Raw genomic sequence first — 12,214 nt, forward strand, 5'->3', positions numbered from 1 at the left:
CCCAACTTCGCTGGCAGATCCCAATTTGCCCGAAACCGGTCCCGATACGTATGTGGCGGCGCGGCCAAAAGTCCAGCCGCGCCGCTTGACCTCAGCGGAAGTTGCCCTTCGTCTCGGGGATCACGACGGCCCCGATGAGGTAGATCACGAACACGCCGACGGCGAAGCAGGCCAGCGACATCGGGATCTGCGCGGGGCTGCCGCTCACCAGCGAGACGAAGGTCGGCATCATGCCGCCGAGCGCGAAGCCGATGTTCCAGGACAGGCCCGTACCGCTGGCGCGGAGCGCCGTGGGAAAGCGTTCGTTCAGGAAGATCAGCACCGGCGCGTAGCCGGCATTGCCGATGAAGGCGATGGCGAACGCATACAACGTGATCTGCGTCGTGTCCCTGGTTGCGGCAAGGTTCAGATAGCATAGCGGCAACAGCACCGCCGCAAGGACGCCGATCAGCAAGAACGTCTTCTTGCGGCCGATGAGGTCGCTGAGCGCCCCGATCAGCACCGCGGCGAAGAATGCCGAGACGCTCGCACCCATCAGGATCAGCGAAGCGGTCTGGTTCGGGACCGCGTTGATCACCTTCAGAAAGCTCGGCAGATAACCCGAGGTCAGGTAGTAGCCGGCACCGCCGCCGAAGGTAATGAGCAGGTTGATCAGCAGGACGCCGCGATATTCACCGGAGAAGACGTCCTTGACCGGGGCTTTCGAGACCTTTGCCTGCTTACTGCCCTGCTGGCGCTTGAGTTCCTTGAAGTACGGCGACTCCTCCAGATTCCTGAAGATGAACCAGCCCAGCAGGGAGCTCAGCAACCCCGAGAAGAACATGACACGCCAGCCCCAGACCGCGAAGGCGTCACCGGGGAAAATCCACGACGTGACCAGGAAGACGAAGGACGCGAGCAATGCACCGATACCGGCGCCGCCGCCGCCCACCAGGCCGGACATCGCGCCACGCCATTGCGGTGGGACCGATTCCGTACCGATCGTATGGGTCGATGCCACGACGCCGCCGACGAACACGCCCTGCACGAGACGCAGGATCAGAAAGATGATCGGCGCGATCACGCCGGCCTGCGCGATGGTCGGCAACAAGCCAAAAGCCGCGGTGCTGAGGCCGACACCGACGATTGCGACCAGCATCGCCTGCTTGCGACCGTGCACGTCGGCATAGTGCCCGAACACCGCCGAGCCGAGCGGTCGCATCAACAGCGTGACGGCGAACGAGCCGTAGACAGCGGCGAGCGACAGAGCCGCATTGCTCGACGGAAAGAACAGCGCGCCAATGACCGGCGCCACGTAGAGCAGAATGAACAAATCGAACAGATCGAGCGCCCATCCGAGCACCGATGCGATAACCGCGTTGACCATCTGCTTGTTATCGGCCGGTGCTTGCGCAGCCGCGACCGGCATATCCATCCCACTCATGTCGTCTTACCTCCCCCGTTTGATTGGCGCCGCGGCCCGCGCCATTGCGAACCGCGGCAGTTCGTTGCGTCCCGTATTAACGGCCGACGAATTTCGGCGGCCGCTTGGCGTTGAAGGCCTCGACGCCTTCCTTGAAGTCCTCGGACTGCCGCAGGCGGCTGTAGCAGTGACCTTCAAGTTCGATGGCGATGGCGAGCGTCGAATCCTCGGTGTCATTGAGGAGCTTCTTGGCGGTACGCTGTGCCAGCGGCGAGAAGGACCGGAGCTCGTCCACGAGCTTGTCGGTCGCATTCTCCAACTCGGCATCCGGCACGCATTCGGTAGCGATGCCCCACTCATAGGCCTGCCTCGCCGAGATCCGCTTGGAGCGCATCACGATGTCCTTGGTGCGGGTGATGCCGATCATCTTCTGCAGGCGCGCAGAGCCGCCCGAGCCCGGAATCTGGCCGAGCTTCTGCTCCGGCAGCGCGTACTGCGTCGTCTCGGACGCGATACGGAAGTCGCAAGCGAGGGACAGCTCAAAGCCGACGCCGAAGCAATAGCCGCGGTTGGCAACGATCACCGGTTTGGCGCAGCGCGCCGGGGCCGCGACGTTCCAGGCGAGCTTGGAGACGTGCTCGGGGCTCGCCTCCATGAAGCCCCCGATATTGCCGCCGCTGGAGAAATGCTCGCCCTCGGCGCGCAGCACGATGATGCGCACGCGCGGATCCTCGTCCAGGGTCTCGAACGTCAGCCGCAGCTGGTCGCGCTGCGGCATCGCCACGACGTTGTAGGGCGGCCGTCCCAGAATGACGTCGGCGCGCTCATGCACCTCGTCGATCTCGACCTTGAACCCACTCAGTTTTGCCAATCGGGGATCGGTAAAGGGATAGGCTGACGGCATTTGGTTTCCTTCTGTTGATGGGTGATTTTCAAGCCGCGTCCGACGGCGGCAGACGCTCGGCCTCGTATTCTCCGGCGACGAGCAATCGTCGCAGCAGCTTGCCGACCGGCGATTTCGGGATGGCATCAACGAAGACGTAGCGCCGCGGCCGCTTGAAATTGGCGAGCCCCGAGGTACGGCAGAACTGCTCCAGCTCACCTTCCGAGACGGCACGATTGCGCTTGACGAAGGCAGCGACGATCTTGCCCCACTTCTCGTCGTCGATTCCGACCACCGCGACCTCGTCGACGGCGGGATGCAGCGACAGGCAGCTCTCGATCTCGACCGGCGAGACGTTCTCGCCGCCCGTGATGATCATGTCGTCGACGCGACCGGTGACGAACAGATCGCCCGCGGGATCGACGAAGCCCGTATCGCCGGTGAAATACCAACCCCCACGCAACGACTTGGCGTCGGCTTCCGGGCGACGCCAGTAGCCTTCGAACGCTTCGTCGCCGGCCAGCGTTGCGATGATCTCGCCCTCCTCACCGACGGCGGCAAGCTCCGCAGCCGAACGCGCACCGATGCGAACGACCTTGACGTGCTGGTTCAGGCCCGCCTTGCCGGCCGAGCCGGGTTTCGCCGCGGCCTTCTGGTCGACCGTGAAGGTGTAGATCTCCGAGCTGCCGTAATGGTTGACGAACAGCTCCGGCCTGAACGCCTCGTTCAGCTTCTTGAGCAAGCCATCGGTCATCGACGCGCCGGCGAAGCCGAGCTTGCGCACGCTGGAGACGTTGGTCGCGGCGAAGTCTTCGTGATGGACGAGGTCATGATAGAGCGTCGGCACCAGATAAAGGTTGGTGATCTCTTCTCTCTCGATGAGGGCCAGCGCCTGCCGGCTGTCATAGCGCGGCAGGCAGATGAATGCGCCGCCGATCAGCGACATCGCCAGCAGCGAGCGGACCCCCATGGTGTGGTAGAGCGGCATCACCCCGAGCGTGCGCTCGCCGCGGCCGTAAAGATTCTGCGCGACATGGGCGATCGCTGCGGCGCGCTCGGCGCGATGCCGCCGCGGCACGCCCTTGGGCCGCGAGGTGGTGCCCGAGGTGTACAGCATGATCGACCAGGCGTCGGCGCCGACGCGTGGATCGGCGTCCGGGGCGGTCTCCTTGATCAGATCGGCAAAGCAGGTCGCACCCGCTCCGGTATCAACCGACACGCACAGCAGCCTGCCCGTTCGCGCCGAGCCCTGCACCGCCTGCGCGGAGATGTCCTGATAGAACACTGCGCAGGCTTCGGCGTTCTCGATGCAGTAGTCGAGCTCGTCGGCCTTGGAGCGCCAGTTGATCGGCGTGATGACGAGGCCGGCGAACTGGCAGGCCCAGTGCAGCGTCGCCGCTTCCCAGCGGTTCTGCAGCAGCGTGAGGACGTGATCGCCGGGCTTGAGGCCGAGACGGCGGAAGGATGCCACGAGCGAGGAGATCTTGTCGTACCATTGCCGATAGGTCAGGCGGAGATCGCCGTCGACCAATGCAATGACGTTTGGATCGCGCGCGGCGCTGGCCACGAAGCTGCTGGCGAGATCAAGCATCGGACGTCTCTTTTGGGGATGAAGCGAGCTGGGCGGCAGCCTCTAAGGCGGCGCGGATGATCGGGGTGTAACCGGTACAGCGACAAATATGTCCGCTGAGGAGATTGCGGATCTCCGCTTCGGTCGGTGCCGGATGCGAGGCGAGATAGTGGTCGAGCGATATCAAGATGCCCGCGGTGCAGAAGCCGCACTGGAGCGCGTGGTTGCGGCGAAACGCCTGCTGCAACACGCCGAGCCGGTCGGCCGATGGCGCAAGGCCTTCGACCGACTTCAGCTCGCAGCCATCGACTTGCGCCGCCAGCGTCAGACAGGACCGGGTCAGCATGCCGTCGACGACGATGGTGCAGGCGCCGCAGACGCCGTGCTCGCAGCCGACATGGGTGCCGGTCGCACCGAGCTGGTGGCGCAGGAAATCAGAAAGCAGCGTGCGCGGCTCGGCCTCGCCCTCCACGGACCGGCCGTTGAGCGAGAAGCGGATGGAATAGCGGCGATCTGCCTTGAGGCGGGTCATTGCAGCACCTCGCCGATCAAGTCCCGGCCGATCATGCGCACGAGGTCGCGGCGATACCGCGCGGTGGCGTGGACGTCGTCACGTGCGCCGAGCTCATAGGCAAAGGCGTTGAGCGCATCGTCGAGTGCGCTACCCTCCAGCCGCGGCCAGTCGCGCGCAGTCGGCACGTCAGCAACGCCGCCGACGGCGAGGCGCACGCCGGATGACGTCTCCATCGCGGCACAGGCGACGATGGCAAAATCGCCGTGACGGCGCGCAACCTCGCGGAAGGCGACGCGCGATCCTTTGACCGGCAGCGAAATGCCCTCGATCAACTCGTCATCGGCACGGGCGGTCAGCATCATGCCGGCGAAGAAGTCCTTTGCAGCGACGCGGCGGCGGCGCTTGACGCTGCGCAGGAGCACCTCTCCATTAAGCGCAACAAGCGCCAGCGGCATCTCAGCGCTGGGATCGGCATGCGCCAGCGAGCCGCAGATCGTGCCCCGGCTCCGGGTCTGCGTGTGCCCGACCCAGGGCAGCGCCAGTGCAACCAGCGGCAGCGCCTCGGAAAGATCGGACCAGGCCAGCAGATCCGCCTGGCGCACGCCGGCGCCGATGACGATCGTATCTTTCGTTCGCTCAATCCGGCGCAGCTCCTCGAGACGCATGATGTCGATCAAGAGCTTCGGCCTGGCGAGGCGCATGTTGAGCATCGCCATCAGCGACTGGCCGCCGGCGAGCACACGGGCGTCGCCCCCCTGCTGCGCGAGGCCTTCGAGGACATCGCTGACGGATTCGGCGCGGAGATAGTCGAACGCAGCCGGCTTCATCGGCGTCCCCCGAACAGGCCGGCCGCCTTCGCCAGAAGCGCGAACAGCGAGAAGCGGCCGCCCGTCTCGCTGCCACCGCCGGCCTTGCGGGCGAGCGCGGCAAAAAATTGTCCAATGACCACGCGGATGGCGCCGTCGAGCAGGCGGCCGCCGATGCTGGCCACCTTGCCGCCGATCGCGGCGTCGTATTGGTAGGTCAGTTTGGTCCCACCCTCGCCGTCGGGAGCAAGCGTGATGCGCCCCTCCGCGTTACCAAAGCCGAGGGCGCCGGTGGCGCCGCCGCGCAAGGTGACGGAGCGCGGAGGATCGAGATCGAACAGCTGCACGTCGGTGCGATAGCGCCCGGTGACCGGGCCGACGCCGAGCGTCACGTCGGCGCGAAAATGGGTGCTGGTAACCCTGTCGACGCGCTGGCAGCCGGGAATGACCGATTGCAGCGTGGCGGGGTCGAGCAGCATGGCCCAGACCTGCTCGGGCGCGCCCTTCACCGAGGCCTGTCCCTCGCCGCGCAGGCGCCGGTCGCCTTCGCGAACGGGCTCGCCGGTCGCTCCGCCTACGGGCGGCGGCGGTTCGGCACCGCGCACGAGCTCCGCGAGCCGCGCCGGCACCAGGGGCAGGGTGACATCGGCAACACCGAGCGCATCCGCGACCGCATTGGCGAGGCACACCGGCGTCGACATGCAATTGCCCTCGCCGACGCCCTTCGCGCCGAGCGACGTGAACGGTGACGGCGTCTCCATGTGGAAGATCTCGGGCTCCGGCACCTCGGTGGTGGTCGGCAGCAGATAGTCGGCGAGCGTTCCCGTCAGGAAGCTGCCGTCCTCGGCGTAAGCGTATTCCTCGTAAAGGGCAGCGCCGAGCGCCTGGGTGAAGCCGCCGCGGATCTGGCCGTCGACCATGCCGGGATGCAGGATGGTACCGCAATCGTGCATGGTGACGTAGCGATCGATCCGCGTCTCGAGCGTGACGCGATCGACCTCGACGCCGCAGAAGTCGAAGATGAATCCGTGACAGAGCGAGGAGTTGATGCGGTCACCCTCGTCCGGCGGTGTCAGCTCCGGCGGCGTCCAGAACACGGTCTCGCGGATGGTCTGGCCGGCATCGTCGGGCAGCGAGCCCGGCGACCAGTGGCCGAGGGCTGCAACGCGCGAGAACGCGATCCGGTTCTCCGGATTCTGTTTTGAGGCAACGAAGCCGTTCGCGAACACGATGTCCGCAGCCGCGACGTTGAGCTGACTGGCGGCGATGCGGGCAAGACGGCCGGCGATGCGTTCCGCCGCCAGCTTCGCCGTGGCCGCTACGGCCGCGGCGAAGCGGCTGGCGTAATTGCCCGACGCGATCGACCAGGCATCCTTGGCAGTGTCGATCTCGGTGTTGACGCGGATGTCCTTCGGCTGAAGGCCGAACACGTCGGCCACGACCTGCGACAGCACGGTGCGATGGCCCTGCCCTTGCGGCACCGAGGCGACGTGGACCGTGACGCTGCCGACCGGATCGAGACCGACGGTCGCGGTCGCCTGCGCGCCGTTCTTGGGACCTGCCTTGCGGCGCTCGGCCGCCGTCAGCACGGTCGTGATGTAGCCCATGTTGGACACGCTGGGCTCGACCACTGCAGTGAAGCCGATGCCGTAGAGACGCCCCTCCGCCCGCGCCGCGTCGCGCTTTGCCTTCAGTTCAGCGAGCCTGCCCTGCTCCACCGCCCGCGCGACGGCTTCCTGGTAAATGCCGGAATCGAGCAGTGCGCCGGTCGCGGTCCGATATGGAAATGCGCCCGCATCGATCAGGTTGCGCTTGATGACGTCGAGCGGGTCGAGCTTGAGGCCCGTTGCAATCCGCTGCACCAGACGTTCCAGCGCGAAATAGACTTGCGGTCCGCCAAAACCGCGATTGAGGCCGGTCGGCGTCTTGTTGGTGACAACGACGCGGTTGCGGACGCTGACGTGGCTTATGTCGTAGGCGCCGGTCAGGTTGCCGTGCATGCGATAGAGCGTCGCGGGCTCAGGCGCGCGCAAGTGAGCGCCGCAATCCTCGACCTGGTCCCAGTCGAGTGCGAGGATCTCTCCGTCGGCAGCGACCGCCGCCGACAAGCTCGTCGCGCGGTTGGTCGCCGACACCGACGCGGTGAGATGTTCGAGCCGGTCCTCGATCCATTTGACCGGACGCTGCGTGACGCGCGCGGCAGCAGCGATCAACACGATGTATGGAAACACGCCCTGCTTGACGCCAAAGCTGCCGCCGGAATCCGGCGGCGTGCGCAGCCGCAGGCGATTGCCCGGTACTTTCAGCGCGCGGGCGATCACGGTGTGGATGCTGAACGGACCCTGAAAATTGGCCAGCACCTCATAGGCATCCTCGCCGGCATCGTGCGAGGCGACGACGCCATAGGTCTCGATCGGCGTGCAGGAGTTGCGGGGATAGCGAACGTCGATAGAGAAACGATGCGGCGCGTCCGCAAAGGCCTTCTCGGGGTCGCCATAGCGGAAGGTGCGATCGCTGGCGAGGTTGCCGGGAAAGCCGTCATGCAGCACGGGCGCGCCAGGCGCGAGTGCACCGAGCGGATCGACGACGGCGCCGCGCGGACGATATTCGACGTTGATGAGCTCCGCCGCATCCTCGGCGCGGGCGCGGTCGATCGCCACGATGACCGCAACGGGTTCGCCGACATAGCGCACGCGATCGATCGCGATCGGCCAGCACTCGACCGGCGCCTTCACGCCGACGACGAGGCTGTTGGTGATGGCCTTGATGTCACTGCCGATCAGAACCGCCGCAACACCAGCAAGGCGCCTGGCAGCTTCAACGTCGATGGAAAGGATGTCGGCATGCGCGTACGGCGAGCGCAAGATCGTCGCGTGCAGCGTGCCGGGCGGGACGCCGAGATCGTCGATGAAGCGGCCGCGGCCAGAGAGCAGCGCGGCGTCCTCGACGCGCTCGATCGAACGCCCGACCCACGGCTCGGCGCGACTTTCCGAATTTGCGGACTGAACCGCAGCCTGCACCATGTCCCGCCATGCCTCCCGATGCGCTCTTTGACGCGACGGTGACGTTTGTCAGGACAGGGTTGCAGGGCCCATACCGCCCGCTCTCACGACTTACCAAATCGTCTCATTCGAGAGCGTGCGGCGCAATATCAGCCAGCAAGACGCGAGACGTTGCGAAACTCGCGCGGGCTGACGCCGGCATGATCGCGGAAGAACCGCGTGAAATGCGCGGGTTCCGGAAAGCCAAAACGCTCGCTGAGCTCGCCGAGCGGGGTGTCCTCACGCATCACCGCATCGAGCGCGCGCTCCATGCGGACAACGTTGAGATAGAGCTTTGGCGAGACGCCGAGCGAGGTTTCGAACAGGCGGAAGAACTGCGCGCGCGAGAGGCCGGCACCCTTCACGAACTGATCGACATTGCCATAGGAGTCGTGCGTCCGCATCGCGTCCATCGCACGCCGGATGCGCCAGTCGCAGCCCACCGCGCTCATGCCGCGGATCGAGGTCGGGAAGCTGCGCCACTCAGTGAAGCGCTCGATCACGGCAATCATCAGGTCGGACAGCGTCTGCTCATGGGTCCGCACCGCGTCCGGATTCGCCATCATTTCAGCCGCCAGATGCAGCGTGAGCTGGCGGATGCGCGGTGACACCTCGCCCGAAGGCCGCTCGAAAAAGCCCGGCGCACCGCTCGCAGCCCAACCCCGGCGGAACTCCTTCAGCCATTCCGGCTCGATATAGAGCGCCATGATGAGCGTGCGCGGGCGATTGACGTCATGCACGTAGGCGTGCGGCTTCCAGCCGTCAACGAGCACGGCGGCGGTGTCCGTGAGCGGCGTGACCTGGTCGCCGACCATAAACTGCGTGTCGGCACCCTCGACCTTGAGCAGGACGTGGCAGTGATGGTGGGCGTGGCGGACCAGCGAACGGTCCATGTCGAGCAGAGCGACCCTGCCGAAAGCGCCATGAGCGATGCGCAGGGCCGTCGACATCAGTTCCCTCCTCCAGGCATTGCGCTGCAAAATGGTTGCTTTGTTGGCACGGCACGATAAGCAGCACCCGCTTCATATTCCAACGACGCAAACCGACGCAAGTCGCTTGGAGGCGCCAACCGGCTCATGTCCGAGCCTCCGCAGGCAGCCGCGCGACCGCGGCGCTGCGTTCGGCGCCCCCATCACGTCCGAGTATGCGCGTCGATTGAGACTAGATCCCATGGTCATCAACAACGATTTGCCGTGGCGATGACGCCGTAGATGGCAGCCGCACGCCGGCCGCCCTCATCAGACCGGGCAAAGATCCAATTTTTCGTCCCACGGTGACCGCCCGTAGCTCACGCTCAGCGGCATGTTCGACATGGAAAACCGTCCGTCACCAAGGGAGCGGCTCAATGAAGCCCAGCGGTTGAGGCAGTAATTGATCGCCTTGATCGTGTCGTTGTTCCCGGAGAGCTTGGCCCGCTGCTCGCGCAACCACACCTCCAGCTCGACGATCAATCAGGGGGTGACTACGCTCCCGGCGCACACGGAGGCGCTCCTGCACAGTAGGACCGTTGATCTCGCGTTCGGCCAATGACCGGCCTGGCCTAATCCGGCTGCAAGCGCTGCCGCGCTTCTTCAAGTTCCGCCTCGTCCCAATATCCGATCAATATTCCTCCCTTGAGCTGCGTCGCCGAGCTGTAGGATTCGATGCGGGCATCCGGCGTCGTAATACGATTGTGATCGGTTAGCGCCCAGTCGAGCAGTGCAGCGCGCATTTTGACGAGTGTATCCCCATGGGCGGGGTCGGCGCCGAGGTCGCGAAGCTCCTGCGGGTCGGACTGAAGATCGAAGAGCATCGGGCGGAAGCCGGGCGCGTGGATGTATTTCCAGCGCCCGTCGAACACCATGAACAAGCGGCATTGGTCGACGCCAAGCCCGAGATAGCCGCGCACGTCCTGCATGGAGTAATCGTATTCGGAGAACACGTGCGTTCGCCAATGGGACGGTGCAGCACCGCGAAGCCAAGGCATCAGCGACTTGCCCTCGACGATGTGGCGCGGTGACGTTGCTCCGAAGAATTCGATGAAGGTCGGCGTGAGGTCTATCGCTTCGACCAGGGCATCGCAGGTGATGCCGCGGGTGTTGTCGGCCTCTGGAGAAGGGTCGACGACGATCATCGGAACCTTGACGGAGACGTCGTGGAATAGGTCCTTTTCGCCGAGCCAGTGGTCGCCGAGATAGTCGCCGTGATCGGAGGTGAAGACGATCATCGTCGTCTTGTCGAGGTCCTTCTCCTTCAGAAACGCGAACAGATCGCCGAGCTGGTCGTCGATCTGCTTGATGAGACCCATATACGCCGGAATGACGCGCTGACGCACCTCCTCGCGCGAGAAGTTGCGGGATACGCGCAGATTCATGAAGGCCTTGTAGACCGGATGCGTCTCGTTGCCGCGCTCGCGCTCGTCCCGGACGGCCGGAACCACCTGCTCCTTGCCGAACATCTCATGATAGGGCGCCGGCGCGATATAGGGCCAATGAGGCTTGATATAGGACAGATGCAGGCACCAGGGCCGCTGCTCGGCAGCGGCCTCGGCGATGAAGCGCATCGCTTCGCGCGTCGTCCAAGGCGTCTCCGTGTCTTCGTCCGGTGCGCGCGCCTTCTTGTCGGCATGAACGAGAAGCCAGCCGTTCTGCAGGCTGCCGTCCGCGGCCGCTCCGGAGTTGGCCCATGTCTCCCACGGATTATTCCCCTCATAGCCCTTGGAGCGAAGATAGGCGTTGTAGGGTTCGCTGCGCTGTCGTCTTGCCGACGGATGCAGGCCATCGTCGCGGTCGTAGGGCTCGAAGCCGCATTCGGAAGCGAGCACGCCGATGGTAGAGCCGGGATCGATGCCTAGCCGCTGCATCCCCTCGTTATCCGACGTCATGTGCGTCTTCCCGACCAGTGCCGTGCGGACGCCCAGCTGGCGCAAGTGATCGCCGAGCGTCGGCTCGCCGATGCGCAAGGGAAATCCGTTCCAGTTCGATCCGTGCGAGCGCATGTAGCGGCCCGTGTAATAGCTCATGCGCGACGGGCCGCAGACGGGAGACTGCACGTAGGCGCGCGTGAAGCGGACGCCGCGCGCCGCGAGCGCGTCGATGTTCGGCGTCTGGAGGTAGGGATGACCGGAACAGCTCAGGTAATCGTACCTGAGCTGATCGCACATGATGAACAGGACATTGCGGGTGGGCATTTCCGCGCCTTCTGTTGGTGGCAGGCTGAACGTGGCGCGGCGAATGCACGATCCTGCTTGACTCGCCGCAATCTCAATGAGAAAGTCAAACATTGATAAAGTCAACATCAATTGGGAAACCATGACTGCGCGTTCAAGAGGTGCCCCGACAAAGGCCGAAGGCGACGTTCGCCGGCTTCTGATGTTTCGCATTTTGCGCCTCGCCACCATCGGTGAGCGCACCGGACAGCTGCGGATATCGGGCGAGTTCGGGTTGAACCTCGGCGAGTGGCGCGCACTCGGCCTGATCCATGCGCTCCAGCCGGTCACGCTCGCCGCGCTCGCGGCCGAGCTTTACCTGGACAAGGCGCAGATCAGCAGGTCGGTATCCGATCTGATCCGCAAGGGCCTGGTGTCGCACAGCGCAAGCTTGCAGGACCGCCGGCAAACCCTATTTGTGCCGACTGCCGCCGGACGCCGCTTGCACGATCGCGTCCTGGCCTTCACGTCCGCACGCAACGAAATGATCACGCGATCTCTCAGCCCTAAGGAAAAGGCGGAGCTCCTCCGCCTGCTCGACAAGGTGACGGAGGCCACCGTGCAGTCGTTCGACGAGATCTTCCGGCGCCCGGCAAAGCAACGGCCGGAGCGGAATGCGGCCAAGCCGCCGTCGCGCTCCAGGCCTGCCGGCACGCGATCGCCGCGCCGAGGGTCGCAGCGCGACGCCAAGCAGATTCGGCCGTCCCGCGGGGCGCCGCGCGTTCGCGACCTGAAAACTGCCGGACCGTGAGCCAGCGGCTCTTGGTCGATCGAACGGCTCGCCGCACAAAAAGACGGACGAGCTCAATGG

10 protein-coding genes are annotated in these 12,214 nt (G+C 65.2%); 1 reads left to right on the top strand and 9 read right to left on the bottom strand.

What is annotated here, in order from left to right:
* Positions 1-91: 91 nt before the first annotated feature.
* The 9 genes from WI560_RS24095 to WI560_RS24135 form a co-directional block, all read right to left on the bottom strand.
* Positions 92-1,423: an MFS transporter gene (locus WI560_RS24095; RefSeq protein ID WP_375305164.1), complete on the bottom strand. Its 1,332-nt coding sequence runs from the start codon at positions 1,421-1,423 to the stop codon at positions 92-94.
* Between the two features lie 76 nt (positions 1,424-1,499).
* On the bottom strand, positions 1,500-2,306 hold the full coding sequence (locus WI560_RS24100) for an enoyl-CoA hydratase/isomerase family protein (protein WP_375305165.1): 807 nt from the start codon (positions 2,304-2,306) through the stop codon (positions 1,500-1,502).
* Between the two features lie 28 nt (positions 2,307-2,334).
* On the bottom strand, positions 2,335-3,876 hold the full coding sequence (locus WI560_RS24105) for an AMP-binding protein (protein WP_375305166.1): 1,542 nt from the start codon (positions 3,874-3,876) through the stop codon (positions 2,335-2,337).
* Positions 3,869-4,387: a (2Fe-2S)-binding protein gene (locus tag WI560_RS24110; protein WP_375305167.1), complete on the bottom strand. Its 519-nt coding sequence runs from the start codon at positions 4,385-4,387 to the stop codon at positions 3,869-3,871. Before WI560_RS24110 ends, WI560_RS24105 begins: the two co-directional genes overlap by 8 nt.
* Positions 4,384-5,196 (bottom strand): FAD binding domain-containing protein, encoded by an 813-nt coding sequence (locus WI560_RS24115; protein ID WP_375305168.1) that lies wholly within the window; start codon positions 5,194-5,196, stop codon positions 4,384-4,386. The genes WI560_RS24110 and WI560_RS24115 overlap by 4 nt, the downstream gene beginning before the upstream one ends.
* Positions 5,193-8,198: a molybdopterin cofactor-binding domain-containing protein gene (locus WI560_RS24120; protein WP_375305169.1), complete on the bottom strand. Its 3,006-nt coding sequence runs from the start codon at positions 8,196-8,198 to the stop codon at positions 5,193-5,195. Before WI560_RS24120 ends, WI560_RS24115 begins: the two co-directional genes overlap by 4 nt.
* A gap of 128 nt (positions 8,199-8,326) precedes the next feature.
* On the bottom strand, positions 8,327-9,166 hold the full coding sequence (locus WI560_RS24125; RefSeq protein WP_375305170.1) for an AraC family transcriptional regulator: 840 nt from the start codon (positions 9,164-9,166) through the stop codon (positions 8,327-8,329).
* Between the two features lie 288 nt (positions 9,167-9,454).
* Positions 9,455-9,667: a transposase gene (locus WI560_RS24130; RefSeq protein WP_375305171.1), complete on the bottom strand. Its 213-nt coding sequence runs from the start codon at positions 9,665-9,667 to the stop codon at positions 9,455-9,457.
* Positions 9,668-9,756: 89 nt separating this feature from the next.
* Positions 9,757-11,385, bottom strand: coding sequence for an alkaline phosphatase family protein (locus WI560_RS24135; protein WP_375308896.1), 1,629 nt, complete (start codon positions 11,383-11,385; stop codon positions 9,757-9,759).
* Between the two features lie 253 nt (positions 11,386-11,638).
* Here WI560_RS24135 and WI560_RS24140 point away from each other — a divergent pair, with 253 nt between their 5' ends.
* A complete protein-coding gene (locus WI560_RS24140) occupies positions 11,639-12,154 on the top strand; it encodes a MarR family winged helix-turn-helix transcriptional regulator (RefSeq protein ID WP_375305172.1) in 516 nt (171 codons plus the stop codon).
* Positions 12,155-12,214 lie beyond the last annotated feature (60 nt).

The organism is Bradyrhizobium sp. A11 (assembly GCF_042077125.1).
Lineage (GTDB): Bacteria > Pseudomonadota > Alphaproteobacteria > Rhizobiales > Xanthobacteraceae > Bradyrhizobium > Bradyrhizobium japonicum_B.

Coding starts and splice junctions, on each gene's coding strand:
- WI560_RS24095 (WP_375305164.1), bottom strand. CDS start 1,423: ATGAGTGGGATGGATATGCCGGTCGCGGCTGCGCAAGCACCGGCCGAT.
- WI560_RS24100 (WP_375305165.1), bottom strand. CDS start 2,306: ATGCCGTCAGCCTATCCCTTTACCGATCCCCGATTGGCAAAACTGAGT.
- WI560_RS24105 (WP_375305166.1), bottom strand. CDS start 3,876: ATGCTTGATCTCGCCAGCAGCTTCGTGGCCAGCGCCGCGCGCGATCCA.
- WI560_RS24110 (WP_375305167.1), bottom strand. CDS start 4,387: ATGACCCGCCTCAAGGCAGATCGCCGCTATTCCATCCGCTTCTCGCTC.
- WI560_RS24115 (WP_375305168.1), bottom strand. CDS start 5,196: ATGAAGCCGGCTGCGTTCGACTATCTCCGCGCCGAATCCGTCAGCGAT.
- WI560_RS24120 (WP_375305169.1), bottom strand. CDS start 8,198: ATGGTGCAGGCTGCGGTTCAGTCCGCAAATTCGGAAAGTCGCGCCGAG.
- WI560_RS24125 (WP_375305170.1), bottom strand. CDS start 9,166: ATGTCGACGGCCCTGCGCATCGCTCATGGCGCTTTCGGCAGGGTCGCT.
- WI560_RS24135 (WP_375308896.1), bottom strand. CDS start 11,385: ATGCCCACCCGCAATGTCCTGTTCATCATGTGCGATCAGCTCAGGTAC.